Raw genomic sequence first — 24,122 nt, 5'->3', positions numbered from 1 at the left:
GTCTCAGAGACGGGCGACCCCGTCGGCGCGGGCCTGGGCGGCGACCGCGGCGGTCACCGCGGGGGCGACGCGCTCGTCGAACGGGCTCGGGATCACGTAGTCGGCCGACAGGTCGTCGCCGACCACCGCGGCCAGGGCCTCGGCCGCGGCCACCTTCATGTTCTCGGTGATGGTGGTGGCGCGGACGTCGAGCGCCCCCCGGAAGACGCCGGGGAAGGCCAGCACGTTGTTGATCTGGTTGGGGAAGTCGGAGCGGCCCGTGGCGACCACCGCGGCGTGCTTCCTGGCGATCTCCGGGTGGACCTCGGGCGTCGGGTTGGACAGCGCGAAGACGATCGCCCCGGGCGCCATCGACGCGATGGCCGCCTCCGAGACCGTCGAGCCGGACAGGCCGATGAACACGTCCGCGCCGGCCAGCGCCTCCTCGGTGCTGCCCTTCAGGCCCGCCCTGTTGGTGTCGCGGGCCAGGGCCTCCTTCACCGGGTTGAGTCCCGCCCGGCCCTGGTAGATGATCCCCCGGGAGTCGGAGACCGCGATGTCGCCGAGGCCGGCGCCCAGCAGGATGCGGCTGACCGCGACGCCGGAGGCCCCGGCGCCCGCGACCACGGCCCGCAGCTCGCCCAGCGGGCGGCCGGTCAGCCGGGCCGCGTTCTTCAGCGCGGCCAGCGCGACGATCGCGGTGCCGTGCTGGTCGTCGTGGAAGACCGGGATGTCCAGCCGCTCGCGCAGCCGGTCCTCGACCTCGAAGCAGCGGGGCGCGCTGATGTCCTCGAGGTTGATGCCGCCGAAGGAGGGGGCCAGCCGCGCCACGGTCTCGACCAGGGCGTCGACGTCGGTGCAGTCGAGGCAGATCGGCACGGCGTCGACGTTGGCGAACTGCTTGAACAGCAGGGCCTTGCCCTCCATGACCGGCATGGCGGCGGCGGGCCCGATGTCGCCCAGGCCGAGCACGGCGGTGCCGTCGGAGACGACGGCTACGACGTTGGAGACCCAGGTGTAGTCGTTGACGAGTCCCGGTTCCTCGGCGATCGCGGTGCAGACCTTGGCCACGCCGGGGGTGTAGGCGAGGGAGAGGTCACCGGCGTCGCGGACGGGAACGGTCGAGCGGACTTCCAGCTTGCCCCCGCGGTGCAGGGCGAAGGCGGGATCGAGATCGAGGGATTCGAGGGAGATGGAGGATGGCGTGACGGCCACAGCGACCCCTGTAGTTCAGTCAGACAGACGGATTGTTCCTTCATGCAGACGCCGTGGAAGAGCGTGGCCCGGCTTCGGGTAGCCGCTCGGGTCTTACGACGCGGGAGCGGACGTCTGGAGGGGTACGGGGGTCACCCGTTTCTCGATTGTGCCACATGCTGAGACTCGGATAGGTGACAGAGTGTGCACACTTTTGTTGACAGCCTGTTAACTACCTCACTCGTGTAATACTCGGAGTCGCCTTCCATCGCTTACACCGCCTCCCCGGAACCGGACCTCCCGTGGACCTCACCACCTACGCCGAGCTGGCCGTCCTGCTCGTCAACAGTCCCGACCGCCTCTCCGGCCTGCCGGGGCTGCGGGCGCTGCTGGAGGAGAGCGGGCGTCCGGAGCACGCCGGCCACCTGGGCCGGGACGACCTCGACGCGCTGCGTGACCTGCGTGAGGAACTGGTGGCCGTGTTCGACGCGGCGGCGGGCGGGCACGAGCGCGAGGTGGTCGACCGGCTCAACGCGCTGCTCCGCCGCCACCCGGTGCACCCGCAGATCTCCGCCCACGACGGCGAGCCGTGGCACATGCACCTCACCGAGGGCGGCCGCTTCTCCGACCAGTACATCGTGGGCGCCGTGATGGGCCTGGCCGCCATCGTCACCGGCCTCGGCGTGGACCGGCTCGGCCTCTGCCAGGCGTCGCCGTGCCGCCGGGTCTATCTCGACACCTCCTCCAACCGGTCGCGCCGTTACTGCTCCGAGCGGTGCGCCAGCCGGGCGAACGTCGCGGCCTACCGGGCCCGCAAGAAGAGCGACCAGGCGCGCAGCGGGCGATAGCGCAGGATCACCCGGCCCGTCACCGGGACGGGGCCGAAGTCCCAGCTGTCCCGGCGGCCGGAGGCGCGCTGGTTGTCGCTCTCCAGCCACCAGTCGTCGCCGTCACGCCACCGGGCGCGCTTGACGATCAGTGTGCGCGGGTCGGAGGGGAGCCGGGCGACGACGAGGTCGCCCGGGCGGACACGGGCGCCGCGCCGTACCCAGAGCCAGTCGCCGGAACGGAGGGCGGGGAGCATGGACTCCCCTTCGACACGGACTCTCATGGAGCGCTGGCCCCCTTTAAATACGGCAGCCCGAAGACGAGTAAGGTCGTTCCTGGACCATGCTGATCTCCGGCATCAAGGAAGGATTTTCCGATGCTCGCACGACTCCTGCGCCCCAGGCACGTCGCCTCGGCCCACTGCGACCTGCCCTGCGGGGTCTACGACCCCGCCCAGGCTCGCATCGAGGCCGAGTCGGTCAAGGCCATCATGGAGAAGTACGCCGCCAACGAGGACCCGGTCTTCCGCTCCCGCGCGCTGACCATCAAGGAGGAGCGGGCCGAGCTCGTCAAGCACCACCTGTGGGTGCTGTGGACCGACTACTTCAAGCCCCCGCACCTGGAGGCCTACCCTCAGCTGCACCAGCTCTTCTGGGACGCCACCAAGCTCGCGGGCGCCGCCGGTGCCAAGGGCACCGTGGACGTCGGCAAGGCCGACGAGCTCCTGGGCAAGATCGAGGAGATCTCCAAGATCTTCTGGGAGACCAAGGCCGCCTGATCCCGCGACGCGTCAGCGTCGCCATAGAAACTGTCCTGTGAGGAGTGCGACCTCACAGGACAGTTGTGTCTTCTGGCATCACTTCCGTTTGACCTGCCGCAGAAGGTTGGCGAAGACCCGCTTGACCCGCGTTTGGAGCGTGGCTGGAAACCGGCTGGAAATCCTTCACATCGCGCGTCCAACCGGGCCATGGACCGCTCCGGAGCGGTAGGTTGCAGTGAGCGACTCTGCGAGGAGGACTGTGACAGAGCACACCGAGGCGCCCACGGTCGGTATGGGCGGGATCCGCGATGTGGTGAGCGTCCGGCTACCTGCCGTTAGTGCCTACTTGTCCGTGTTACGTACGGCCACTGCCGGTTTGGCCGCGCGGCTGGACTTCACGCTGGACGAGATCGAGGATCTGCGGATCGCGGTCGACGAGGCGTGCGCGATGCTGTTGACCCAGGCCGTCCCCGGCACCGACCTGACCGCCGAGTTCGAGCTCACCGGCCAGGAGATGCAGGTGCGGGTCGAGGTCAGCACGGTGGGGAGCTCCCCGCCGAAGCGCGACGAGTTCGCCTGGATGGTGCTCACAGCTCTGGCCGACGACGTGGACGCGGTGACCGACTCCCCTGACCGTATGGCGATCGTCCTGCGCAAGCGTCGAGGCGCGGCGAGGCCGGCGTGACGGAAAGGACTCGTGCCATGGCCACCAGCGATCACGCGGTGCCCGACAGGGTTCGCGCGCGCACGCTCTTCGGTGAACTGGCGGAGTTGCCCCCCGACGATCCGCGACGCCAGCGCATCCGCGACGAGCTCGTCGAGCTCCATCTACCCCTGGTCGAATACCTCGCCCGCCGGTTCCGCAACCGGGGCGAGTGGCTCGACGACCTGACCCAGGTCGCCACCATCGGCCTGATCAAGTCGATCGACCGCTTCGACCTCAGCCGGGGCGTGGAGTTCTCCACCTACGCCACACCGACGATCGTGGGCGAGATCAAGCGGCACTTCCGCGACAAGGGCTGGGCGGTCCGGGTGCCGCGCCGCCTGCAGGAGCTGAAGCTCTCGCTCACCAAGGCGATCAGCGACCTGTCCCAGCGCGAGGGCCGTGCTCCCACGGTCGCCGAGCTGGCGGCCTATCTGAAGATGAGCGAGGAGGAGGTGCTGGAGGGTCTGGAGTCGGCCAACGCCTACTCCACGGTCTCTCTCGACGCCCCCGACTCCGGTGACGACGACGCGCCCGCGGTGGCCGACTCCCTCGGCATCGTGGACGACTCCCTGGAGGGCGTCGAGTACCGCGAGTCGCTCAAGCCGCTGCTCGAACGGCTCCCGCCGCGCGAGAAGCGGATCCTGCTGCTGCGGTTCTTCGGCAACATGACCCAGTCGCAGATCGCCACCGAGCTGGGCATCTCGCAGATGCACGTCTCGCGCCTGCTGGCCAGGACGCTGACCCAGCTCCGCGAGGGCCTGACCGCCGAAGACTGACCGGGCGGGCCGGCATCACGCCCTGGCCGACGGCTCGTCCCCGTAGAGGGCGCGGGTCGTCGGCGGGGAGAGCAGCGCGACCAGTCCGGTCACGACCGCGACGGCCAGAGGCACGCCGAGGAGCGCCTGGCCGGACTGGAACAGCGTGACACAGACCGGGATCATGAAGATCTGCGTCAGCACGCCCGGGCTCCGGGTCCACCTCTCGGCCCTCAGCAGGCCCCAGGCCACCCGGAGCAGCAGACCGCCGACGAGGAGCCCGAACCCGGCGACGAAGAGGGAGCTCATCACGTCGTCCGGCTTCCCGATCACCGTCTCGACGCCCACATAGCCGCCGAGCAGCAGGGCGGTGACGCCTTCGAGGGCGAGGACGACGGCGGCGACGGTCAGGGTCGGCGGGCGGTTCGGCACAGGCCAACCCTATAGCCGGGGGCCGCCGGCCGGTTCTTCCCGTCCGGGCTCATCCGCCCTCTCCCCTCGCGGACCGGTTCTTCCCGTCCGGACCGATCCACCCTCCCCGCCCGGACCGATCCACCCCCCCTCTCGGACCGGCCCTTCGCACCCCCGCCGGATGGTGCTTCATTCCAACAACCTGCCTTCATGCCACCTATGTACCTTTATCGGTGGATACGCTGGCGCTATGCGTGCGATGCTCCTGGTGAACCCGATGGCGACCACCACCAACCACCGGACGCGGGACGTGCTCATCAGGGCACTGGGCGCCACCGTGGACCTGTCCGTCGAGGAGACGGCCTACCGGGGTCACGCGGCCCATCTGGCCAGTACGGCGCACGCCTCCGGATTCGACGTGGTCGCGGTCCTCGGCGGCGACGGCACGATCAACGAGACGGTGAACGGACTGCTCGACGCCGAGGACGGCAAGATCGGCGAGGTCGCGGCCGACCGGCCGGCGCTGCTGGTGATCCCGGGCGGGAGCGCGAACGTCTTCGCGCGGGCGCTCGGCCTGCCCAACGACCCCGTCGAGGCGGCCGGGATGGTGCTGGAGGCGGTGAGCCAGGATCGGCGGCGGACCGTGGGTCTCGGCCAGGCGGTCTGGAACGGCGAGAGCCGCTACTTCACCTTCTGCAGCGGCCTGGGGTACGACGCCGAGGTCATCCGGGCGGTCGAGGGGCTGCGCGGCACCGGGCTCAAGGCCACTCCCGCCCGCTACGTGAACACCGCGCTGCGCCACTACCTGTCGACCGACAAGCGTCATGCCCCGATGTCCCTGGAGGGTCCGGGCGTCCCCCTGGCCGAGGGCATCTTCATGGCGATCGTCTCCAACACCTCGCCCTGGACCTACGTCGGTTCCCGGCCGGTCTGCCCGACCCCCTGGGCGAGCTTCGAGACGGGTCTCGACCTGCTGGGGCTCCGGCGGATCGGCGTGCCCGCCATGACCCACGTGCTCTCCCAGATCATCGGTCTCCGGGACACTCTGCCGACCGGGCGGCACCTGGTGCAGCTCCACGACGAGAAGGAGTTCACCCTTCTCGCGGAGCGGCCGGTGGCGTTCCAGCTCGACGGGGACTACCTGGGAGAAGTCGAGCGAGCAACATTCCGGTCTATCCCTAATGCGTTACAAGTATTGGTCTGACTAGTTACATCCCGTCATGGTGTGACGCATCCGACACGGCCCATGAGAAAAAGCCCCTACTCAACCCCTTGCGTGCGCTCAGCGTGACTGACAATCTCAACATTGACGTCGGAACGTAGGACCTTTGAGCGGCCACCATCGCTCTCAGGCCACCGGCGATCAATCGAACGCATCCCGGGTCGACCCCGATCCGGGAGACCGTTCGGTCCAGTTAGTGAAAGTCTTCACAAAGTACGCCGTTGGAGCCACAGCGAGGGCTCCTCTTCCGAAGGAGTGGACGCATGGACTGGCGCCACCGAGCTGCCTGCCGTGACGTGGACCCCGAGCTGTTCTTCCCGATCGGCAACACCGGTCCGGCCCTCATGCAGATCGAGGAGGCCAAGCAGGTGTGCCGTACGTGCACCGTCAGCGAGGCCTGTCTGAAGTGGGCGCTGGAGTCCGGCCAGGACGCCGGCGTGTGGGGCGGCCTGAGCGAGGACGAGCGCCGCGCCTTCAAGCGTCGCACGGCCCGCGCCCGCGCCCGCGCCGCCGTCTGATCAGCCCGTCTCATCAGCCCGTCTGATCGCCCCCGTTCAGCCCGTCTGATCGCCTCCGTTCGACAGCCCCCGTTTGATCACCCCCCGCGCCACGACCCGACAGGGTACGGACGAACCGGTCCCCCGGCCGCTCAGGCCGGGGGAAGGGGGATTCCCACGGTGACCTCGGTCCCCCCGCCCTCCCTGGGCTCGATCGACAGCCGCCCGGACAGCTCCCCCACGACCAGCGTGCGCACGATCTGCAGGCCGAGACTCGTGGACGACTCCAGATCGAACCCCTCCGGCAGACCGGCTCCGTCGTCGGAGACGATCACATCCAGCCGGTCCGCGCCCCGGGACACCTTCACCTGAAGCCTGCCCGGACGGTGCGCCAGCCCGTGCTGGACCGCGTTCTGCAGCAACTCGGTCAGGACCATCGCCAGCGGGGTCGCGATCTCCGACCGCAGCACCCCGAAGCTCCCGACCCGACGCGGCACGACCTGCGCCTCCGGGGCCGACACCTCGCTCGCCATCGCGATCACGCGGTCCGCGATGTCGTCGAAGTCCACCTGCTCCTCGGGCGTGTGGGACAGGGTCTCGTGCACGATCGCGATCGACCCGACCCTGCGCACCGCCTCCTCCAGCGCCTCCCGGCCCTCCGGCACCTGCAACCGCCTCGCCTGCAGCCGCAGCAGCGCCGCCACGGTCTGCAGGTTGTTCTTCACCCGATGGTGGATCTCCCGGATGGTCGCGTCCTTGGTCATCAGCTCCCGCTCGCGCCGCCGCAGCTCGGTCACGTCGCGGATGAGCACCAGCGCGCCGATCCTCCCGCCCCCGACGACCAGCGGGATCGCCCGGAGCTGCACGACCGTGCCGCCCGCCTCCACCTCGGTCTCCCGGGGCTCCTTGCCGCTCGCCACGACCATCAGGTTCTCGTTGATGGGCTCGTCCGAGTAGCAGAGCATCGCCGTCGTACGGCCCAGCTCCGCTCCGACGAGGTCGGCGGTGAGCCCCAGCCGCCGGTAGGCCGAGAGCGCGTTCGGCGACGCGTACGTGACCCGGCCCGCCCGGTCCAGCCGGAGCAGCCCGTCACCGACCCGGGGCGAGCGGACCAGGATCGGCTCGGCGCCGGAGAACGGGAAACGCCCCTCGGCCACCATCTGGGCCAGGTCGGAGGCGCTCTGCAGGTAGGTGAGCTCCAGTCGGGACGGCGTGCGGGCCGACGACAGGTTCGTCGAACGCTGGATCACCCCGAGGTAGCGCGGGCCGGGCGACTGCCCGTTCCGCGAGCCGCCGGGGTCCGCCCGCCGTACCGGAATGGTCTCCTCCCGCACCGGGACCCCGCTGGACCAGTCGGGATCGCCCTCACGGCAGATGCGCCGCTCCGCCCACGCGGTGTCGATGAGCTCGCGCTCGCCCTTGGCGATGATCGTCCCCACGACGTCGTCGTGGTAGACGGTGGGACCGGTGGTGGGCCGCATCTGCGCGATGGCGATCCAGCCGCTCCCGTCCCTGAGCGGGATCCACAGGATCAGGTCGGCGAACGACAGATCCGCCAGGAGCTGCCAGTCGGAGACCAGCGAATGCATCCACTCGAGGTCCGCATCGTCAAGGGCGGTGTGACGGACCGCCAGGTCACTTAGAGTCGGCACCCGTGCATCATGCGTTCTTTGCTGGCCCGAACGCGAATCGGGGGAGGTTGACTGTAAAAATGCCCGGTATGGAGCAGACTCCGGATCCGCTGACCCGGTTGCGCGCGGCGACCCTCAAGCGCGAGGCCGCAGGGTTGAGGCGGACCCTACGCCCCCGTACCCCCGACGACGACGGCCTGGTCGACCTGGCCTCCAACGACTACCTGGGACTGGCCAGGGACGCGCGCCTGGCCGAGGCCGCGGTCGAGGCCACCCGGATCTGGGGCACCGGCTCCACCGGCTCCCGCCTGGTCACCGGCTCCACCGCGCTCCACACCCGGCTGGAGGACGCGCTGTGCGCCTTCACCGGGGCGCAGAGCGCGCTGGTGTTCTCCTCCGGTTACCTGGCCAACCTGGCGGCCGTCGCAGCCCTGGGCTCCGGCGCCCTGGTGGTCTCCGAGGCCGGCAACCACGCCTCGATCGTGGACGCCTGCCGCCTGTCGCGGTCCCGGGTGGTGATCACTCCGCACAAGGACGTGACGGCCGTGGAGAAGGCGCTCGCCGACCGGGACGAGGAGCACGCGATCGTGGTCACCGACGCGGTCTTCTCCGTCGACGGGGACCTCGCGCCGATCGAGGAGCTGCACGCGGCGGCCGTACGGCAGGGCGCGCTGCTGGTCGTCGACGAGGCGCACGCGATCGGCGTGATCGGCGAGGGCGGGCGCGGCGCGGTGCACGCGGCGGGTCTGGCGGGTGAACGGACGGTTGTGAGAACCGTCACATTGTCGAAGTCCCTCGGGGCCCAGGGCGGAGCGGTTCTGGGCGCCCCTGAAGTGACCGAAACCCTGATAGACACCGGCCGCTCGTTCATCTTCGACACCGGCCTGGCTCCCGGCAGCGTGGCCGCAGCACTCGCGGCCGTGGATATCCTTCGGACTCAGCCCGAACTGCCCGGATCTGTCCGGACCAGAGCGAAGGAGCTGGCCTCGATGGCCCGCGACCTCGGTCTGGAAACCGGCGAACCGGCGGGTGCGGTGGTCCCCATCGTGCTCGGCCCTCCCGAGGCCGCGCTCCGGGCCGCCGCGATCTGCGCGGAACACGGAGTGCGCGCCGGATGCTTCCGGCCGCCCTCGGTGCCGGTCGGCCGCTCTTGCCTGCGGTTGACCGCGCGGGCCAATCTGAGTTCCGATGATCTCGCGGTGATCCGGGGTGCACTCACCGCCGTGGCCAAGATGAAAAGGTGAGCATGTGAGCCAGCGCGGCGATGTGAGCAGGCACGGCGCTCCGTGTCCGGAAGGCTCCGAACCGACGGGCGAGGAGCTTCCATGACGGACGAGTCCCCCCGCATCCCGAAGTATTACGACGTGAAGCGGAGCCTCCTGGCGCTCACCAAGAGCCTCCCCGCCGGCAGCGCCCTGCCTCCCGAGCGGACCCTCGCCGTCCGCTTCGAGACGTCCCGCACCACCGTGCGCCAGGCGCTCTCGGAACTCGTCGTCGAAGGCCGCCTGGTGCGCATCCAGGGCAAGGGCACCTTCGTCGCGCAGCCCAAGGTCGCCCAGGTCCTCCAGCTGACCTCCTACACCGGCGACCTGCGGACCGTCGGCCTGGAGCCGGACACCAAGATCCTCGACATCAGCTACGTCACCGCGGACGAGCCCCTGGCCCGCCGCCTGGCGATCAACCCGGGCGGCCGCGTCCTGCGCATCCACCGCCTCCGTCTGGCCAACGGCGAGCCGATGTCCATCGACACCACCCACCTGTCGGCCCGCCGGTTCCCCCGGCTCCGCCGCGAGCTGGAGGTCCACTCCTCGTTGTACGAGACGCTGCACAACGCCTACAACGTGCGGCTGATGGACGCCGAGGAGATCATCGAGACCGTGCTCGCGACGCCGTACGACGCCCAGGTCCTGGGCGTGGACGTCGGCCTGCCGATGCTGCTGCTGACCCGTCACGCCTTCGACGCCGACGGCAACCCCGTCGAGTGGGCCCAGTCCCTCTACCGCGGCGACCGCTACAAGTTCGTCACCCGCCTGCGCCGCCCCTGAGGCGCAGGCCGCGCCGTGCGAGAGCCGTAGGGTGGGGCGGGTGAGCATTCTCGTGGTTACCGGGACCGACACCGGGGTGGGGAAGACGGTCGTCACGGCCGCTGTGGCGGCCCTCGCGCGGGAGCGGGGTTCGTCGGTCGCGGTGGTCAAGCCGGCGCAGACCGGGGTCGGGGAGAACGAGCCCGGCGATCTGGATGACGTCATCCGGCTCTCGGGGGTCACGACCACCTTCGAGTTCGCCCGGTTCCCCGACCCGCTGGCGCCGGCCGCCGCGGCCCGGGTGGCGGGGGTTCCCCCGGTGTCGCTGTCCGAGGCCGCCGAGCGGATCGAGGAGCTGGCCGGGTCGCACCGGCTGGTGGTCGTGGAAGGTGCGGGCGGGCTGCTCGTCCGGTTCGACGAGGAGGGCGCCACGCTCGCGGATCTCGCCCGGACGCTCAGGGCGCCGGTGCTCGTGGTCGCCAGGGCGGCGCTGGGCACGCTCAACCACACCGCGCTGACGCTGGAGGCCATGGCCGGCCGGGGGCTCGACCTGGCCGGGGTGGTGATCGGGTCGTGGCCGGCCGAGCCCGGACTGGCCGAGCGGTGCAACGTGGCGGATCTGGAGATGTTGTCCGCCCGGCCGCTGGCGGGCGTTCTGCCGGAGGGAGCGGGCGCGCTGGACCGGGAGGCCTTCGCCGGGGTGGCCCGCGCCGGGCTGGGCCCGGTGCTCGGCGGCGGCTTCAACCCCGCCGCCTTCCGCACCACCTTCCGGCTCGCCCCCCTGTCCTGAGCGCTCCGCACCCCTCCGTCCGGCGGGCCGCGTCTAGGCTTGGGCCTCGTAGCCGATCCCCGAAGAGCGGAGCCATCAGTTGAGCGACATCCTCGAGATCGCCCGGGTCCAGGTCCTCGCGGAGGGCCGGGGCCTCGATGCCGCCCAGGCGCTGGAATGCCTCCGGCTGCCTGACGATCGCCTGCCGGACCTGCTGGCCCTCGCCCACGAGGTGCGCATGAAGTGGTGCGGCCCCGAGGTGGAGGTCGAGGGCATCGTCTCCCTCAAGACCGGCGGCTGCCCCGAAGACTGCCACTTCTGCTCGCAGTCCGGGCAGTTCTCCTCCCCGGTGCGCGCGGCCTGGCTGGACATCCCGTCGCTGGTCAAGGCCGCCGAGGAGACGGCCGCGACCGGCGCGACGGAGTTCTGCATCGTGGCCGCCGTGCGCGGGCCCGACCGGCGGCTCATGGACCAGGTCCGCGAGGGCGTGAAGGCGATCCGCGAGGCGGTGGACATCAACGTCGCCTGCTCGCTGGGCATGCTGACCCAGGCCCAGGTGGACGAGCTGGCCGAGATGGGCGTGCACCGTTACAACCACAACCTGGAGACCGCGAAGTCGCATTTCGGCAAGGTCGTCACCACCCACACGTGGGAGGAGCGCTGGGACACCTGCCTCATGGTCCGCGAGGCCGGGATGGAGCTGTGCTGCGGCGGCATCGTCGGCATGGGCGAGACGCTGGAGCAGCGGGCGGAGTTCGCCGGGCAGCTGGGTGAGCTCGCGCCCGACGAGGTCCCGCTCAACTTCCTCAACCCGCGCCCCGGCACCCCCTTCGAGACTCTCCCGCTGCTGGAGGGGGCCGAGGCGCTCAAGACGATCGCCACGTTCCGGCTGGCGCTGCCCCGCACGATCCTGCGCTACGCCGGGGGCCGCGAGCTGACGCTGGGCGACCTGGGCACCCGCGAGGGCATGCTCGGCGGAATCAACGCGATCATCGTGGGCAACTACCTGACCACGCTCGGGCGCTCCGCGGACAAGGACCTGGAGCTGCTGGTCGACCTGAAGATGCCGATCAAGGCGCTGTCGCAGACGCTCTGACGCCGTTCCGGACGCCCTGACGCCTTCGGCGGGACCCGGTCTCCCGGGTCCCGCCGTACCGGGTCAGCAGACTCCGGGCAGGTCGCAGACCTTGGCCGCCATCTTCCTGGCGTCGCGCTCCAGCCCGCGGAAGTGCCGGTTCGCCAGCTTGGAGGTGAAGTTGCCGTCCTCGCCGTAGACGATGACGGCCCTGCCGTGCCGGGCCGCGACGTAGCGGAACCTGGACTCGAAGTACGACCCGCCGGCCCGCAGCGCCTCGTCGCCGATGCCCACGCCCTTCCAGCGGTAGGTGGCGGCGTCGTAGCCCTTGCCGGTCTTCGCGCACCGCTTGAGCTGGGAGCGGAGCCCGGCCATCGCGGCGCGGGCGGCGCGCTCGCTGCGGTACACCACGACCTGCTCGTTGAGCAGGTCGGTCTCGGCGACGTACGTGATGGACCGGGCCGCCGAGCGGCGGCCGTCCCAGGGACGCTCGACGTGGCACGGGTTCAGCGTCAGCGGCGTGCGGAGGCTGTCGTCGATCTTCCACGTCTCCCACGACTTCTTGGGTCCCTCGGCCTTGGCCTCGTACAGCAGGAACCCCTGGGGCAGCCCGGCCGCGGCTCCCGCCGCCGCCCCGCCGCCGAGGACGAGCAGGGCCGCGGTTCCCACCGCGGCTACGGTCTTCACGACCCTCATAGGTGTTTCCTCACCTTCCGGACATCAACGACACATGATCAGACGTGGCCTCATGGCGGTTGGTTCGCTCAGGCGATCAATATTCCGGCGATCCTCCTGACGGGCCGCATATCGGCGTTGATGATGTGAGCATGGCCAAGGCGATCGAACAGCCCGTCCCCGGCGTCACCGTCGGACACGCGCTCCTGGCGCGGTCCGCGGGTGGCCCCCAGCCCATCGACAAGATCGTCCACGACGGCGACACGATCAACATCGCAGCCGACGGCAACTTCGGCGTGCGCCTGCTCGGCGTGGACGCCCCCGAGGTCAGCTTCGAGCTGCCCCGCAACTCCGACTTCCCCGACTGGCCCAAGAGCTTCACCAAGATCTCGCACCCGGCGTGGGCGCAGTTCCTCACCGACCCGTTCGCGCCCGGGCTCGAACCGCTGCCGCTGCGCTCGGCGCTCCACTCCCACCTGCTGGGGAAGCTGGACGCCTCCACGGCCGCCAACCACGCCGCGCACGGCGGCCCGCCCACCCGGGCGCTCATGGACATGATCACCTCGGACATCGCCGAGCAGGGACTGACCCCCGAGACCTTCAAGCTGCGACTGGCCTTCGCGCACGAGATCCTCGACCGGTACGGCAGGCTGCTGTGCTACGTCAACCGGGAACAGCGGCACAGGCCCCGGCCGGCGCCGTACAACGAACGCCTGCTCGCGCACGGGCATGTCATGCCCTACTTCATCTGGCCCAACGTGGACCCCTTCGCCCGGCAGCATGATCGGGTGGCGCAGGCCGTACCGGCGCCGGGGTCGGCCAGGAAGCTGGCCGAGCGGGGCGCGCTGGGTCAGGCCCGCGAGTCGGTACGGCAGGCGCGTGAGGCGGGCCACGGGCTCTGGAACCCGGCGGACCCGCTCCGGCTGCACGCCTTCGAGCTGCGATTCCTGGCCGGCCGCCGGGCCCCGGACCGCTACGTCCTCGACCTGTCCGACAGCGCCCGCGAGCTGCTCCACCCGCAGAGCTACCACCGCGTCCCGAACCCGGAGGACCGGCTGTTCGTCAACGCCGAGCACGCGCCGCTCTGGGCGGAGAAGGGCTGGTCGGTTCCTCCGCTGTAGGCCCGAGCCGGAGCCCGGACGCGGGCCCGGCGCCTGCCCGGTGCGCCGGGGGCCGTCGGGCCCGACGGATACGATCAGGGCATGGCGGCCCCCGATCCCGGACAGGTGTGATGCGTCTTCGCATGCTGGGCCCGCTGGAGGTCTATGACGGACAGCGGGTGGCCGTCCTCGGCGGCGCCAGGCGGCGTTCGGTGCTCGCCCTGCTCCTGCTGCACGCCAACCGGGTCGTGGCGACGAGCAGGCTGCTGGACGCGCTCTGGCCCGCGGGCGAGGCCCCCGCTTCGGCACGGAAGATCCTGCAGAACGCCGTCTCGGGCCTGCGCGCGGCGCTGGCCGGCGGCGGCCGGGCGGATGGGGTGGTGCTGGTCACCCGGCCCCCCGGATACATGCTCACAGTCGATCCCGAGCAGGTCGATCTCCATGTGTTCGAGCGGCTGGCCGCCCAGGGCCGTTCCCGTCTCGCCCGGGGCGAGTACGCGCAGGCCGCCGCGGTTCTCCGGGAGGCGCTGGACCTGTGGCGCGGCCCCGCGCTCGCCGACCTCGTCGAGACCGGCATCGCCTGGCCGGAGCTGGCGGCGGTGGACAACGCCCGGCTCGACGCGATGGACGACTACTTCGAGGCGGCGCTCGCCTGCGGCCGGCATCGCGAGGTGGTGCGCGAGCTTGAGACCGTGGTGGAGAACGATCCGCTGCGCGAGAGATCCTGCGGCCACCTCATGCTCGCCCTCTACCGGTGCGGGCGCCAGGCGGACGCCCTGGAGGCGTACGGGCGCACGCGCGCCGCGCTGGTGGAGGATCTGGGCGTCGATCCCGGCCACGACCTGCGATCGCTGCAGCGGGCGATCCTCAACCACGATCCCTCCCTCCGCCCCGCCGCGGCCGGCCGGCCCCCGGCCGCGATCGAGGCACCGGCCGGGACGGCGGCGGGAGCCGCGCGGACCGGCATGGGCTCCGTGGAGGAGTGCCTGACCGGTCATGCCCTGCCGATCGTGGACCGGGAGTACGAGCTCGCCGTCGTCCAGGGGATGCTGGAGCGGACCGGGCACCGGCGCAGACCGCACCTGGTGACGGTGCTGGGCGGTCCGGGGCTCGGCAAGACCCGGTTCCTGATCGAGGTCGAGCGCCGGCTCGTCGGCCAGGCGCGGTCCGCCCGGTATCTGGTGAGCCGGTGCCCGGTCACCGGCGTCACGATCCAGAGCCTGGGCGGTGCCGCCCGGCTACCGGCCGGGGTTCTCTCCCGCCTCGAAGGGATGCTCGCGGCGGACGGGGACCGGGACGCCGCGAGCATGGCGGCGGTGTGGAAGGAGTTCGTCGCCGAGCACCGGCTGGACCTGCCGCTGGTCATGGTCATCGACGATCTGCACGAGGTGCCGGACGCCCTGCTGGAGTTCTTGGACGAACTGACCGCGGGCGCGGATCCGATCCCCGTGCTGGTGGTCGCGGCGGCCCGCGCGGACCTGCTGGACCGCAGGCCCTTCTGGGGCGGCGGCAGGACGGACTCCGCCGTGCTGACGCTGGACCGGCTCTCCGACGCCGCGGTGGACCAGCTGCTCGACTTCCTGTGGCTCACCGGCTCGGTGGAGCCGGACGGCCCGCCCGGCGAGCGGCGCGACCGCCTCCGTGGCCACCTGCGCGGGCTCCTACCGCCCGCGCATCCGCTCGATCAGCCGCGCGTAGCCGTCGAAGGCGTGGCCGTCGGCGATCGCCCGCTCGACCATGGCCTTGGTACGGCCGGGCAGATCGACGTCGACGCCCCGGGCCCGGCTCTCGTGGATCAGGTGGCCCAGCGGTGACAGGTGGGTCTCCAGCGTCGCGTCGTGCGCCGCGTACTCACCGGCGTCGATCTGTTCGGCCATGGCGGGCAGGAACGAGGTCACCCCGCCCAGCCAGCCGGTGACGAACGGCAGGAACGCCGTCGCCGAGATCTTCTCGGTGCCGACCAGCGCGACGGCGTGCAGGAAGCCGTTGAGCGTCGCCCACATGATGTCCAGCAGGGCCACGTCGTACAGTGCCGGGATGCCGGTGTCGGATCCCAGGTAGGTGCCGCCGCCGCCCAGCCGGTCCAGCACCGGCCTGGTCTCCTCGAAGAGCTCCTGCTCCCCGCCGTAGAGGATGACCGCCTCGGGCGTGCCGATGCCCTGCGGGGTCATCATGATCGCCCCATCGAGGTAGCGGATCCCGTGTCCGGCGGCCCAATCGGCGAGGTCGCGCGCCTCCTGCGACGTCCCGGAGGTCAGGTTGACCACCACCCGGCCCGCCAGCGCCGCGCTCACCGGCTCCAGGGTCTCCCGTACCGCGTCGTAGTCGCGGACGCAGACGACCACCACCTGCCCGGCCTCGACCGCGGCGCCGACCGCGGCGGCACGCACCGCGCCCCTGCCGACGAGGTCGTCTCCCCTGCCGGCGGAGCGGTTCCAGACGGTCGTCGGGTGACCGCCCGCGAGGAACGCGCCGGCCAGGGCGGTCCCCATCATGCCCAGGCCGAGGACGGTGACCGATGAACGCTCGCTGCTCATGTGCATGCTCCGAATCGCTGAGGTGGAACGCGGAAGGACGAGCGGCCTGTCGGCGCTCGACGGGAACGGGCGGCGAACCCGCCCGGTTCCGATGGCTCCACCCTGCACGGCCGCGTCCACCGGGCGTCCACCGCTCAGGCGCTCCGTCCCGGCGCCTGAGCGGGCGGCCGATTACCGGTCCGTTACCGCGCCCGGCGCGGCGGGAGCAGGGCTCGGACCGGATCCACCGCCCATCGGCACCCCTCCCGGCCCCTCCCCTCGCCCCCGTCAAGCCACCGGGCCGGGCATGCCGGGTACACCTTGGGTCAAGGTTCGGCCGTCAGGCGGTCGCGGACGGTAAGGCGCGGGTTATGGTGCGCGCGTGTGACATGGGGGATTCGGGGGATGGAGAAGACCCACGGACCCCCGGGCACTCCCCTGTCCGGCCAAGTGACTGACTGGTAGGTTTCGCGCATGGAGTCACCGAAGCACGCTGGCGACGTCGCCGTCGCCGTCTCCAAGGCCTACGGCATCGAGACGATGTTCACCCTGTCCGGCGGACACGTCTTCCCGCTCTACGACGGTGCCGTCCACGAAGACATGCGGATCCTCGACGTACGGCACGAGCAGAGCGCCGTCTTCGCCGCCGAGGCGACCGCCCGGCTGACCCGCAGGCCCGGCCTGGCCGTACTGACCGCCGGTCCCGGCATCACCAACGGCGTCAGCGGCGTGGCCACCGCGCACTTCAACGGCTCCCCGGTCGTCGTCATGGGCGGCCGGGCCCCGCAGTCGCGCTGGGGCTCCGGGGCGCTGCAGGAGATGGACCACCCGCCGCTGTTCACCCCGATCACCAAGCTGGCCTTCACCGGCTCGGGCCCCGACTCCATCGGGCAGGACGTCGAGATGGCCTTCCGGACCGCCATCGCCCCGCACCGCGGCCCGGTCTTCCTCGACTTCCACATGGACCACCTGTTCGCTCCCGCGACGCCGCACGCCACCGAGACGATGACCCCCTCGCCGCTGGAGCCCGACACCGACGCGCTGGCCGGGATCGCCCGTCTGCTCGCCGAGGCGGAGCGGCCGGTGCTGGTCCTCGGCTCCGACGTGTGGATGGACCGCGCCGACGAGGTCGCCCGGAGCTTCGCCGAGGAGTACCGCCTGCCGGTCATCCCCAACGGCCAGGGCCGGGGCATCCTGCCCGCCGGACACGAGCTGCTGGTCAACCGGGCACGGGGGATGGCGTTCGCCCAGGCCGACCTGGTGATCGTGGCGGGCACCCCGCTGGACTTCCGGCTCGGCTACGGCTGGTTCGGCGGCAAAGACGGCGCCCCGCTGGCGAAGGTCGTGCACCTGACCGACGCGCCGTCCCAGATCGCCGCGCACATGCAGCCCGCGGGCGCCGCCGCGGGCGACCTGTCCCTGGTCTTCTGGGGACTCGGTACGGCCTGCGCCGAGGCGGGCGTGTCCCCCACCCGCTACGCGTCGTGGCTGGCGACGCTCGCCGAGGCCTCGGCCGCGGCCATCGCCGGGGACGCCGAGCTGCTGTCGGCCGACTCCGACCCGATCCACCCGATGCGGATCTACGGCGAGCTGGGCAGGCTCCTCGCCGACGACGCCGTGGTGATCGGCGACGGCGGCGACTTCGTCTCCTACGCGGGCAAGTACGTCGAGCCCCGCCGCGCCGGCAACTGGCTCGACCCGGGCCCCTACGGCTGCCTGGGCACCGGTCTCGGCTACGCCATGGCCGCCCGCCTGGCCCGGCCCTCCTCCCAGGTGGTGCTGCTGCTGGGCGACGGCGCGGCCGGGTTCTCGCTGATGGACGTGGACACGCTGGTACGGCACCGCCTGCCGGTGGTGATGATCTGCGGCAACAACGGCATGTGGGGCCTGGAGAAGCACCCCATGCAGATGCTCTACGGCTACGACGTGGCCGCCGAACTCCAGCCGCAGTGCCGCTACGACCAGGTCGTGACCGCCCTCGGCGGCGGCGGCGAGCTCGTCACCGACCCGTCGGAGATCGGCCCGGCGCTGCGCCGCGCCTTCGACTCCGGGGTGCCGTACATGGTGAACATCGCCACCGACCCGGCCATCGCCTACCCCCGCACCACCACCGGGGTCTGACCCGGCGACCGGCCCGCCACGCGGACCCCTACGACGGCTTGGGCGTGGGGGTCGGCGTGGAGGTCTGCGGGGGCGTCGGGCACGTGGAGTTGACCGCGATGACCTCCACCGGCTTGCGGACGTCCTGCATCGTCCCCGAGCCGGGCCGCTGCTCGACCACCGTGGTGCACTGCGAGGGATCGGTCTCCCCGTCGTATTCGATCTTCGCCTGCAGGCCCGCCTGCGCCAGCTTGGTCTTCGCCTCCGCGGGCGTCAGGCCTATCACGTCCGGCACCTTCTTCTTCACCGTCGGCTTCGGCGTGGGCGTCGGCGTGGGGGTCTTGGACGGCTTCGGCGTGGGCGTCGGCGTGGGGGTCGCGGACGGTTCCGGCGTGGGGGACGGCTCCTCGGTCACCGGGGGCTCGACCGCCTGCCGGGTCTCCCTCGGGGTGTCCCTCGGCTTCGCCGTCCTGTCCCTGGTCCTCGCCGGCTTCGTCGGCTCGATGACCGCGGGCGACGAGTCGGCGGCGTGGAAGTCCTTCGGAGGCTCCGCGCCGGAGGCCGTCACCATGTTGACCGCCACCGTGGCCAGACCGATGGAGACCACGGCCGCCGCGGCGGAGACGAGGAGCACCCCGCCCCGGCGCTTGGGGCGCTGCGCCCCCCGGCGGCCCCGGCCGCCACGGGAGGAGGGGAGGGCCGGGATGCCGGGCGGCGGCTCCGTCTGCGCGTCCCCCTGCCAGCCGGACGTCGGCTGGGCGGCGACGCCGTGCATGCCGGTCGGATGCGCGTTCTCCTGCCAGCCGGTGGCCCCGTGCACGCCGGTGGCCCCGTGCATGCCTGTGGCCCCGTGCATGCCTGTGACGCTGTAGACGCCGGTCGGGCCCTGACCGGCCGTGTCCTGCCCGCCCGGCGTCCGCGCCGCCTCCTGCCAGCCGGTCGGCTGGACGGGATGCGCCTGGCCCGGCCCGTGACCGGGCTCGGCGGAGGACTGCGCGAACGCCCCCGCTCCCGGCTCCGGAGTCTGCAGAGCCTGCCGCGCGGCGGTGCTCATCGCGGCGGCGCTGGGGAAGCGCCGGGCCGGGTCCTTGGACAGGGCCCGCTCCACCAGGGCGCGCACCGCGTGCGGGATCGTCGCGGGCAGCGGCGGCGGGGCCTCGCGGATGTGCTTGAGCGCGATCGTGACCGGGGAGTCGCCGTCGAAGGGGCGCTGCCCGGCCAGGCACTCGTAGGCGACCACGCCCAGCGCGTAGATGTCCACCGCCGGGGTGACCGGCGCGCCTTCTGCCTGCTCCGGCGCGCAGTAGGCCGCGGTGCCCAGGACCATGCCCGCGTCGGTCAGCCGGCTGGCCGCGTCGGACCTGGCGATGCCGAAGTCGGTGAGCACGAGCGTGCCGTCGGACCGCACCAGCAGGTTGCCCGGCTTGACGTCCCGGTGGACGATGCCCTGGTCGTGCACGGCCTGCAGGGCCGAGGCGGCCTGGGCGATGAGCTCCATCGCGGCGCCGGGGGCGATGCTCCCCAGCCGTCCGAGCAGCCGGTCCAGCGGCTCGCCGTCCACGAACTTCATGACGAGGTAGACGGTCGCCCCCGCGCCCGGCACCTCGTGAGCCCCGTAGTCGTAGACGTCGACGACCCCGGGATGGTTGATCGTCGCCATCGCCCGCGCCTCACCCTGGAAACGCACCAGGAAGCCGGGGTCCTCGGTGCGGCCCGGGAGCAGCACTTTGACGGCGACGGTGCGAGCCAGCACGGTGTCCTCACCGCGCCACACCTCGCCCATGCCGCCTGCGCCGATGCGGGTATCCAAGCGATACCGCCCGGCCAGCACCGTGCCTTGGGCCACCATGACTATTCCCCCGTAACCCTCTCCACTCCCACCCCAGGGTTCTCCAACAAAGCGGAATTGTGTCGCAACGGCATCACGGGGCCGTAACGAAGCCCTGCCCGTCGCGCAACCCGCAATCTAGGGACGAGCGGCAGCATGACACAAAATTTGGAACTTTGGCTGATTTTGTAGAGCTTGCGGCCACGGAAAATCCCGCTCCGCCAGACATCACCGCCCCCGTCTCCCCCTCCGACCGTACCGGTGATCAGCCACTCACGGCGCCGTGTTCCACGCACCGGGCGGACCAGCCGAGCGGTGTCACCTGGACCACCATCCGGCGGGCGCAGTGGGCGCAGTAGCGCGGCGGCTCCATCGCCCGCGCGGCGAGACAGGTCGCGTGGTCGCCCTCGTACGCGGGACGACCGCAGTGGTCGCAGTAGGAGGTCACGGCAAGACCCTATGCTGACACGCATGACGCTCGCGCCCGGTCTGCACGCCCAGCTCCTCATCATGGTCGAGACAGAGGACACCGCGGTGAAGGTCGGCAGCGGGGACGTCCCCGTGCTGGGCACGCCCCGCCTGCTCGCCCTCGCCGAGCAGGCCACCGTCCAGGCGGTCGCGGACGCCCTGGCCCCCGGAGAGACCTCCGTCGGGACCAGGGTCGCGCTGGAGCACCTGGCGGCCAGCCCGGTCGGCACGCACATCGAGATCTCCGCGGAGCTCACCGAGGTGAACGGCCGCCGCCTGGTCTTCGCCTTCACCGCCCGGGACCGGCACACCACCGTCGCGACCGGCACGATCGAACGCGTCGTCGTCGACCGCGAGCGCTTCCTGTCCCGCCTCACCCGCTGACCCCGCCCCCGCGCGTCGCGCCGCCCGGCGCAGCGTCACTCGATGACGGCGATGAGGTCGCCCTCCTGGATGACATCGCCCTCGGCGACCTTCAGCTGGGCCACCACGCCGTCGTCCTCGGCGATCACCGGGATCTCCATCTTCATGGACTCGAGGATGACCAGCGTGTCGCCGTCCTCCACGGAGTCGCCCTCGGAGACGAGGACCTTCCAGACGTTCGCCACCATCTCCGCGCGTACTTCAGCCACCGGGAACTCCCATCACTACTCGCCTGCCACTGGTCACGCCCGCGCGGATCCCCGCGGGCCGCGCGTCACGCCTCGCCGTGCGCCTGCCATTCAACTGCCCGGTCAGGCCCGCATGCGGGCCACCAGTCCCGTGTCGTAGTCACCGTTGACGAACTCGATACGGTCCAGCAGCTCCGAGCAGAACGGGAGGTTGTTCTTCGGTCCCTCGATCCGGAAACCCGCCACGGCCTCGCGGGCGCGCGCCAAAGCCTCCGAGCGGGTCCGGCCGTACACGCACAGCTTGGCCATCAGCGGATCGTAGAACGGCGTGACCGCGTTACCCGCGGCGTAGCCGGAGTCGACCCGGACACCCTCGCCGGACGGCTCCTCCCAGATGTCGATCTTCCCCGGCCCCGGGAAGAACCGCTTGGGATCCTCCGCGTAGACACGGAACTCGATCGCGTGGCCCGTCACCGCCGTCGGCACGACGGTCTTCTCCCCCGCCGCGATGCGCAGCTGCTGCTCCACCAGGTCAACACCGGTGACCAGCTCGGTCACCGGATGCTCCACCTGGAGCCGGGTGTTCATCTCCAGGAAGACGAAGTCCTGCTTGTCCGCATCGACGAGGCACTCCACGGTCCCGGCCCCGAGGTATCCCACGGTCTCCCCCGCCCGTACGGCCGCCGCCAGCATGCGCTCGCGCAGCTCCGGGCTGATGCCGGGGGACGGCGACTCCTCCACGACCTTCTGGTGCCGGCGCTGCACCGAGCAGTCACGCTCGCCCAGTGCCACGACCGTGCCGTCCGCCAGACCGAGGATCTGCACCTCGACGTGGCGGGCCCGCTCGATGTAGCGCTCAAGCAGAATCGCCGGGCCCGCCGCCTGCCCTCCGGAAGCGTCCCCTCCCGCGCTTCCGAACCTGGCCGCGGCTCGCGAGGCCGTCTCGAACGCCTTGGCCAGCCCGGCCTCGTCACGGGCGACGCCCATGCCGATGCCGCCGCCTCCGCCGGCCGCCTTCACCATGACCGGATACCCGATCTCGGCCGCAGCCGCCACCGCCTTCTCCAGATCGGTGACCGGCTCACGCGTCCCGGCCGCGACCGGCACACCCGCGGCCTCCATGAGGTTCCGAGCGTTGATCTTGTCGCCCATCCGCTCGATCGCCTCGGGCGAGGGGCCGATCCAGACGAGCCCCGCCTCGATCACGGCACGCGCGAACCCGGCGTTCTCCGAGAAGAAGCCGTACCCCGGGTGGATCGCCCGGGCACCCGACTCCCGGGCGGCCTCAAGGACCCGCCCGGCGTCGAGGTAGCTCTGCGCCGGGTTGGCGGGTCCCAGCAGGATCGCCTCGTCGGCCTCCTTCACGAACGGCAGGTCGGCGTCGGCCTCCGAATACACCGCGACGGCCCGCAGTCCCATGCGCTGGACCGTGCGGATGATGCGCCGGGCGATCTCGCCTCGGTTTGCCACCAGAACGGAATCGAACACGTGCTGGACCCCTTTCGACCGCTCCACCATATGACCGGGATCTCGGCGCAGCCTTTCGCCCTAAACCACCGATCACAGCAATACGATCTGTAGGAAACCCACAACGGCACGGATTCCGGCTCGATCAGTGCCCCGTCCGGCACCCCGCCCGGCACCCCGGTCGGCGACCCGGTCAGGGGCGCGCCAGACGGCCGACGACCAGAGTCGTCGCCTCGACCACCGAAGGATCCAGCTCCCCGCCCGCACCGAGGCGGAGCCGTTCCATCGCGGCCCCCGCCCGGTCCCGGTCGGTGGACCCGCCGACCAGGTCGTCATAGGCGTTGGCGACCTTGATGATGCGGCTCGCCAGAGGCGGCATCTCCACACAGGGATCACACTGACGGCGGACGATCTCCGCCACCCGCTCCAGGACCCCCGTCTGCCGGATCACCTCGGCACCCAGCTCGGCGATGCGCCGCGCCTGCTCACCGTCGACGTGCACGGTCGCGCCGCCGGGGATCGGATCGCGGAGCGAGAGCTGCCCGATGTCATGCATGAGCGCGGCGTACTCCAGCTCCAGCAACTCGGGCTCGGCCATTCCCAGCTCCCGGCCGACGGCGACCGCCAACCGGCTCACCCGGCGCGAATGACCCGGCTCGACGTACCCGGCGACCTCGGTGACCTGGGACAGAGCCCGGACCGTCTGCAGATAGGTGGCCCGGATCCCGGCGTACTTCCGGAAGGCGACCTGCGTGACCAGCAGCGGAGCGGCGAAGACCAGCAGCGCCGCCATGTCCATGCTGTGCGAGGCGAGCGCGAGCAGGACGCCGGAGGCCGCCACCGCCGCACCCAACGGAGCGGCCATCCGCAACTCGTCGTGGACGGCCACACCGAACGCGGCCCGCACCCGCTCGGCCCGGAGCACCGCGGCCAGCAGCACGTCCACCAGCAACGTCACCATGGTCAGCGCGGCCATCACGCCCAGCACGGGCGTCCAGTTCTCCTCCCCCGCCACCTTGCGCAACGGCTCCGCCAGAGGCCGGTAGGCGAAGGCCAGCAACGCCCCGGTGACCAGCCGCCGGGCCATCGCGTCCAACTGCGGAGGACGCCCCACCGCCAGATGGGGCAGCGCCCCGGTGACCATGCCGACCGCCAGCACGGCGACCACCTGGAGCGCCGGGTGCTCCGCCTTGGTGTTGCCCATGTCCAGCAGCAGCGTGTACCCCAGCGCGGCGGCGGCCCCGATCGGCGCCACCTCCCGGTTGCCGGGCATGGTGAGCCTGGCCAGCTCCCCGGCGGCGATCAGCGCACCGAAACCGATCGCGAAATCCGGCTGCCGCAACCCGGCCACCGCCGTATACGCCACCCCGGCCACCGTCACCAGTCCCGCCACGGCGATGAGCAGGAGCTGCCCGGAGTCGAGCCGCTGGAAAACGCGCGGATTCCGCACGGCCGCCACGGTCACCGCACACCACCGGCAGTCGCGCTCGCCTTCTCACTCGCTCC

23 protein-coding genes and 2 pseudogenes are annotated in these 24,122 nt (G+C 71.5%); 14 read left to right on the top strand and 11 right to left on the bottom strand.

The window, feature by feature from the left end:
* Positions 1 to 3: 3 nt before the first annotated feature.
* Complete coding sequence (locus IEZ08_RS28865; protein ID WP_068926809.1) at positions 4 to 1,194, bottom strand: NAD(P)-dependent malic enzyme; 1,191 nt, start codon at positions 1,192 to 1,194, stop codon at positions 4 to 6.
* A gap of 281 nt (positions 1,195 to 1,475) precedes the next feature.
* Here IEZ08_RS28865 and IEZ08_RS28860 point away from each other — a divergent pair, with 281 nt between their 5' ends.
* The gene (locus IEZ08_RS28860; RefSeq protein ID WP_068926811.1) at positions 1,476 to 2,021 is read left to right on the top strand and encodes a CGNR zinc finger domain-containing protein; all 546 of its coding nucleotides are present in this window, start codon (positions 1,476 to 1,478) and stop codon (positions 2,019 to 2,021) included.
* On the opposite strand, the pseudogene IEZ08_RS28855 reads toward IEZ08_RS28860, so the two are convergent.
* Positions 1,976 to 2,314 (bottom strand): annotated as a pseudogene (locus IEZ08_RS28855) (S24 family peptidase); the annotation flags it as partial. The gene IEZ08_RS28860 and the pseudogene IEZ08_RS28855 sit on opposite strands and share 46 nt — an antisense overlap.
* A 63-nt stretch (positions 2,315 to 2,377) precedes the next feature.
* On the opposite strand from IEZ08_RS28855, the gene sodN reads away from it, so the two are divergent.
* From sodN to IEZ08_RS28840, 3 genes are all read left to right on the top strand, one after another.
* Positions 2,378 to 2,779: a superoxide dismutase, Ni gene (gene sodN / locus IEZ08_RS28850; protein ID WP_068926815.1), complete on the top strand. Its 402-nt coding sequence runs from the start codon at positions 2,378 to 2,380 to the stop codon at positions 2,777 to 2,779.
* 241 nt (positions 2,780 to 3,020) lie between these two features.
* Complete coding sequence (locus IEZ08_RS28845) at positions 3,021 to 3,446, top strand: ATP-binding protein (RefSeq protein WP_068926817.1); 426 nt, start codon at positions 3,021 to 3,023, stop codon at positions 3,444 to 3,446.
* The gene (locus IEZ08_RS28840) at positions 3,443 to 4,243 is read left to right on the top strand and encodes an RNA polymerase sigma factor SigF (RefSeq protein WP_068926819.1); all 801 of its coding nucleotides are present in this window, start codon (positions 3,443 to 3,445) and stop codon (positions 4,241 to 4,243) included. The genes IEZ08_RS28845 and IEZ08_RS28840 overlap by 4 nt, the downstream gene beginning before the upstream one ends.
* A gap of 15 nt (positions 4,244 to 4,258) precedes the next feature.
* Here IEZ08_RS28840 and IEZ08_RS28835 read toward each other — a convergent pair whose 3' ends face one another.
* Entirely contained in the window at positions 4,259 to 4,654 is a 396-nt protein-coding gene (locus tag IEZ08_RS28835; protein WP_068926822.1) for a hypothetical protein, read from the bottom strand.
* A 229-nt stretch (positions 4,655 to 4,883) separates the two neighbouring features.
* Between IEZ08_RS28835 and IEZ08_RS28830 the strand changes: the two genes are divergently transcribed.
* Both IEZ08_RS28830 and IEZ08_RS28825 read left to right on the top strand, forming a co-directional pair.
* Positions 4,884 to 5,837, top strand: coding sequence for a diacylglycerol/lipid kinase family protein (locus tag IEZ08_RS28830; RefSeq protein ID WP_068926824.1), 954 nt, complete (start codon positions 4,884 to 4,886; stop codon positions 5,835 to 5,837).
* Positions 5,838 to 6,118: 281 nt separating this feature from the next.
* A complete protein-coding gene (locus IEZ08_RS28825; RefSeq protein WP_068926826.1) occupies positions 6,119 to 6,373 on the top strand; it encodes a WhiB family transcriptional regulator in 255 nt (84 codons plus the stop codon).
* A gap of 131 nt (positions 6,374 to 6,504) precedes the next feature.
* Here the strand turns inward: IEZ08_RS28825 and IEZ08_RS28820 are convergent, their stop codons facing one another.
* Entirely contained in the window at positions 6,505 to 8,004 is a 1,500-nt protein-coding gene (locus IEZ08_RS28820; RefSeq protein WP_068926828.1) for a sensor histidine kinase, read from the bottom strand.
* Positions 8,005 to 8,072: 68 nt separating this feature from the next.
* On the opposite strand from IEZ08_RS28820, the gene IEZ08_RS28815 reads away from it, so the two are divergent.
* The 4 genes from IEZ08_RS28815 to bioB all read left to right on the top strand — a co-directional run bounded on the left by IEZ08_RS28815 (position 8,073) and on the right by bioB (position 11,872).
* Positions 8,073 to 9,227: an 8-amino-7-oxononanoate synthase gene (locus tag IEZ08_RS28815; protein WP_068926831.1), complete on the top strand. Its 1,155-nt coding sequence runs from the start codon at positions 8,073 to 8,075 to the stop codon at positions 9,225 to 9,227.
* Between the two features lie 81 nt (positions 9,228 to 9,308).
* Positions 9,309 to 10,028 (top strand): GntR family transcriptional regulator, encoded by a 720-nt coding sequence (locus IEZ08_RS28810; protein WP_068926834.1) that lies wholly within the window; start codon positions 9,309 to 9,311, stop codon positions 10,026 to 10,028.
* Positions 10,029 to 10,068: 40 nt separating this feature from the next.
* Positions 10,069 to 10,797, top strand: coding sequence for a dethiobiotin synthase (gene bioD / locus IEZ08_RS28805; RefSeq protein WP_189243365.1), 729 nt, complete (start codon positions 10,069 to 10,071; stop codon positions 10,795 to 10,797).
* Between the two features lie 79 nt (positions 10,798 to 10,876).
* On the top strand, positions 10,877 to 11,872 hold the full coding sequence (bioB, locus tag IEZ08_RS28800; protein WP_141704240.1) for a biotin synthase BioB: 996 nt from the start codon (positions 10,877 to 10,879) through the stop codon (positions 11,870 to 11,872).
* Positions 11,873 to 11,935: 63 nt separating this feature from the next.
* Here the strand turns inward: bioB and IEZ08_RS28795 are convergent, their stop codons facing one another.
* On the bottom strand, positions 11,936 to 12,547 hold the full coding sequence (locus tag IEZ08_RS28795; RefSeq protein ID WP_068926837.1) for a hypothetical protein: 612 nt from the start codon (positions 12,545 to 12,547) through the stop codon (positions 11,936 to 11,938).
* Positions 12,548 to 12,678: 131 nt separating this feature from the next.
* Here IEZ08_RS28795 and IEZ08_RS28790 point away from each other — a divergent pair, with 131 nt between their 5' ends.
* Together IEZ08_RS28790 and IEZ08_RS39840 are read left to right on the top strand one after the other, a co-directional pair.
* On the top strand, positions 12,679 to 13,647 hold the full coding sequence (locus IEZ08_RS28790) for a thermonuclease family protein (RefSeq protein ID WP_068926839.1): 969 nt from the start codon (positions 12,679 to 12,681) through the stop codon (positions 13,645 to 13,647).
* 110 nt (positions 13,648 to 13,757) lie between these two features.
* Positions 13,758 to 15,080, top strand: a pseudogene (locus tag IEZ08_RS39840) (AfsR/SARP family transcriptional regulator); the annotation flags it as partial.
* Between the two features lie 207 nt (positions 15,081 to 15,287).
* On the opposite strand, the gene IEZ08_RS28775 reads toward IEZ08_RS39840, so the two are convergent.
* A complete protein-coding gene (locus IEZ08_RS28775; RefSeq protein ID WP_068929155.1) occupies positions 15,288 to 16,163 on the bottom strand; it encodes an NAD(P)-dependent oxidoreductase in 876 nt (291 codons plus the stop codon).
* A gap of 453 nt (positions 16,164 to 16,616) precedes the next feature.
* Here IEZ08_RS28775 and IEZ08_RS28770 point away from each other — a divergent pair, with 453 nt between their 5' ends.
* Positions 16,617 to 18,263: an acetolactate synthase gene (locus tag IEZ08_RS28770; RefSeq protein WP_189243364.1), complete on the top strand. Its 1,647-nt coding sequence runs from the start codon at positions 16,617 to 16,619 to the stop codon at positions 18,261 to 18,263.
* A gap of 28 nt (positions 18,264 to 18,291) precedes the next feature.
* Here the strand turns inward: IEZ08_RS28770 and IEZ08_RS28765 are convergent, their stop codons facing one another.
* Positions 18,292 to 20,091, bottom strand: a complete 1,800-nt coding sequence (locus IEZ08_RS28765; RefSeq protein ID WP_068926843.1) for a serine/threonine-protein kinase — start codon at positions 20,089 to 20,091, stop codon at positions 18,292 to 18,294.
* A 244-nt stretch (positions 20,092 to 20,335) separates the two neighbouring features.
* Positions 20,336 to 20,518 (bottom strand): biotin synthase auxiliary protein BsaP, encoded by a 183-nt coding sequence (gene bsaP, locus IEZ08_RS28760; RefSeq protein ID WP_084780687.1) that lies wholly within the window; start codon positions 20,516 to 20,518, stop codon positions 20,336 to 20,338.
* A 23-nt stretch (positions 20,519 to 20,541) separates the two neighbouring features.
* On the opposite strand from bsaP, the gene IEZ08_RS28755 reads away from it, so the two are divergent.
* On the top strand, positions 20,542 to 20,922 hold the full coding sequence (locus IEZ08_RS28755; protein WP_229803602.1) for a thioesterase family protein: 381 nt from the start codon (positions 20,542 to 20,544) through the stop codon (positions 20,920 to 20,922).
* A gap of 35 nt (positions 20,923 to 20,957) precedes the next feature.
* Here the strand turns inward: IEZ08_RS28755 and IEZ08_RS28750 are convergent, their stop codons facing one another.
* The 3 genes from IEZ08_RS28750 to IEZ08_RS28740 form a co-directional block, all read right to left on the bottom strand.
* Positions 20,958 to 21,170, bottom strand: a complete 213-nt coding sequence (locus IEZ08_RS28750) for a biotin/lipoyl-binding carrier protein (RefSeq protein WP_084780688.1) — start codon at positions 21,168 to 21,170, stop codon at positions 20,958 to 20,960.
* 102 nt (positions 21,171 to 21,272) lie between these two features.
* Positions 21,273 to 22,637: an acetyl-CoA carboxylase biotin carboxylase subunit gene (locus tag IEZ08_RS28745; protein ID WP_189243363.1), complete on the bottom strand. Its 1,365-nt coding sequence runs from the start codon at positions 22,635 to 22,637 to the stop codon at positions 21,273 to 21,275.
* Between the two features lie 172 nt (positions 22,638 to 22,809).
* On the bottom strand, positions 22,810 to 24,066 hold the full coding sequence (locus IEZ08_RS28740; protein WP_229803600.1) for an HD-GYP domain-containing protein: 1,257 nt from the start codon (positions 24,064 to 24,066) through the stop codon (positions 22,810 to 22,812).
* Positions 24,067 to 24,122: the final 56 nt, after the last annotated feature.

Origin of the sequence: Planobispora rosea, from assembly GCF_014648175.1 — a bacterium.
Classification (GTDB): Bacteria; Actinomycetota; Actinomycetes; order Streptosporangiales; family Streptosporangiaceae; genus Planobispora; species Planobispora rosea.
Note: the sequence above shows the minus strand (reverse complement) of the source record. Positions and strands in the feature narration are given on the sequence as shown.

Coding starts and splice junctions, on each gene's coding strand:
- sodN (WP_068926815.1), top strand. CDS start 2,378: ATGCTCGCACGACTCCTGCGCCCCAGGCACGTCGCCTCGGCCCACTGC.
- IEZ08_RS28830 (WP_068926824.1), top strand. CDS start 4,884: ATGCGTGCGATGCTCCTGGTGAACCCGATGGCGACCACCACCAACCAC.
- IEZ08_RS28775 (WP_068929155.1), bottom strand. CDS start 16,163: ATGAGCAGCGAGCGTTCATCGGTCACCGTCCTCGGCCTGGGCATGATG.
- IEZ08_RS28765 (WP_068926843.1), bottom strand. CDS start 20,091: ATGGTGGCCCAAGGCACGGTGCTGGCCGGGCGGTATCGCTTGGATACC.
- IEZ08_RS28755 (WP_229803602.1), top strand. CDS start 20,542: ATGACGCTCGCGCCCGGTCTGCACGCCCAGCTCCTCATCATGGTCGAG.
- IEZ08_RS28770 (WP_189243364.1), top strand. CDS start 16,617: ATGGAGTCACCGAAGCACGCTGGCGACGTCGCCGTCGCCGTCTCCAAG.
- IEZ08_RS28790 (WP_068926839.1), top strand. CDS start 12,679: ATGGCCAAGGCGATCGAACAGCCCGTCCCCGGCGTCACCGTCGGACAC.
- IEZ08_RS28810 (WP_068926834.1), top strand. CDS start 9,309: ATGACGGACGAGTCCCCCCGCATCCCGAAGTATTACGACGTGAAGCGG.
- IEZ08_RS28795 (WP_068926837.1), bottom strand. CDS start 12,547: ATGAGGGTCGTGAAGACCGTAGCCGCGGTGGGAACCGCGGCCCTGCTC.
- IEZ08_RS28825 (WP_068926826.1), top strand. CDS start 6,119: ATGGACTGGCGCCACCGAGCTGCCTGCCGTGACGTGGACCCCGAGCTG.
- IEZ08_RS28815 (WP_068926831.1), top strand. CDS start 8,073: ATGGAGCAGACTCCGGATCCGCTGACCCGGTTGCGCGCGGCGACCCTC.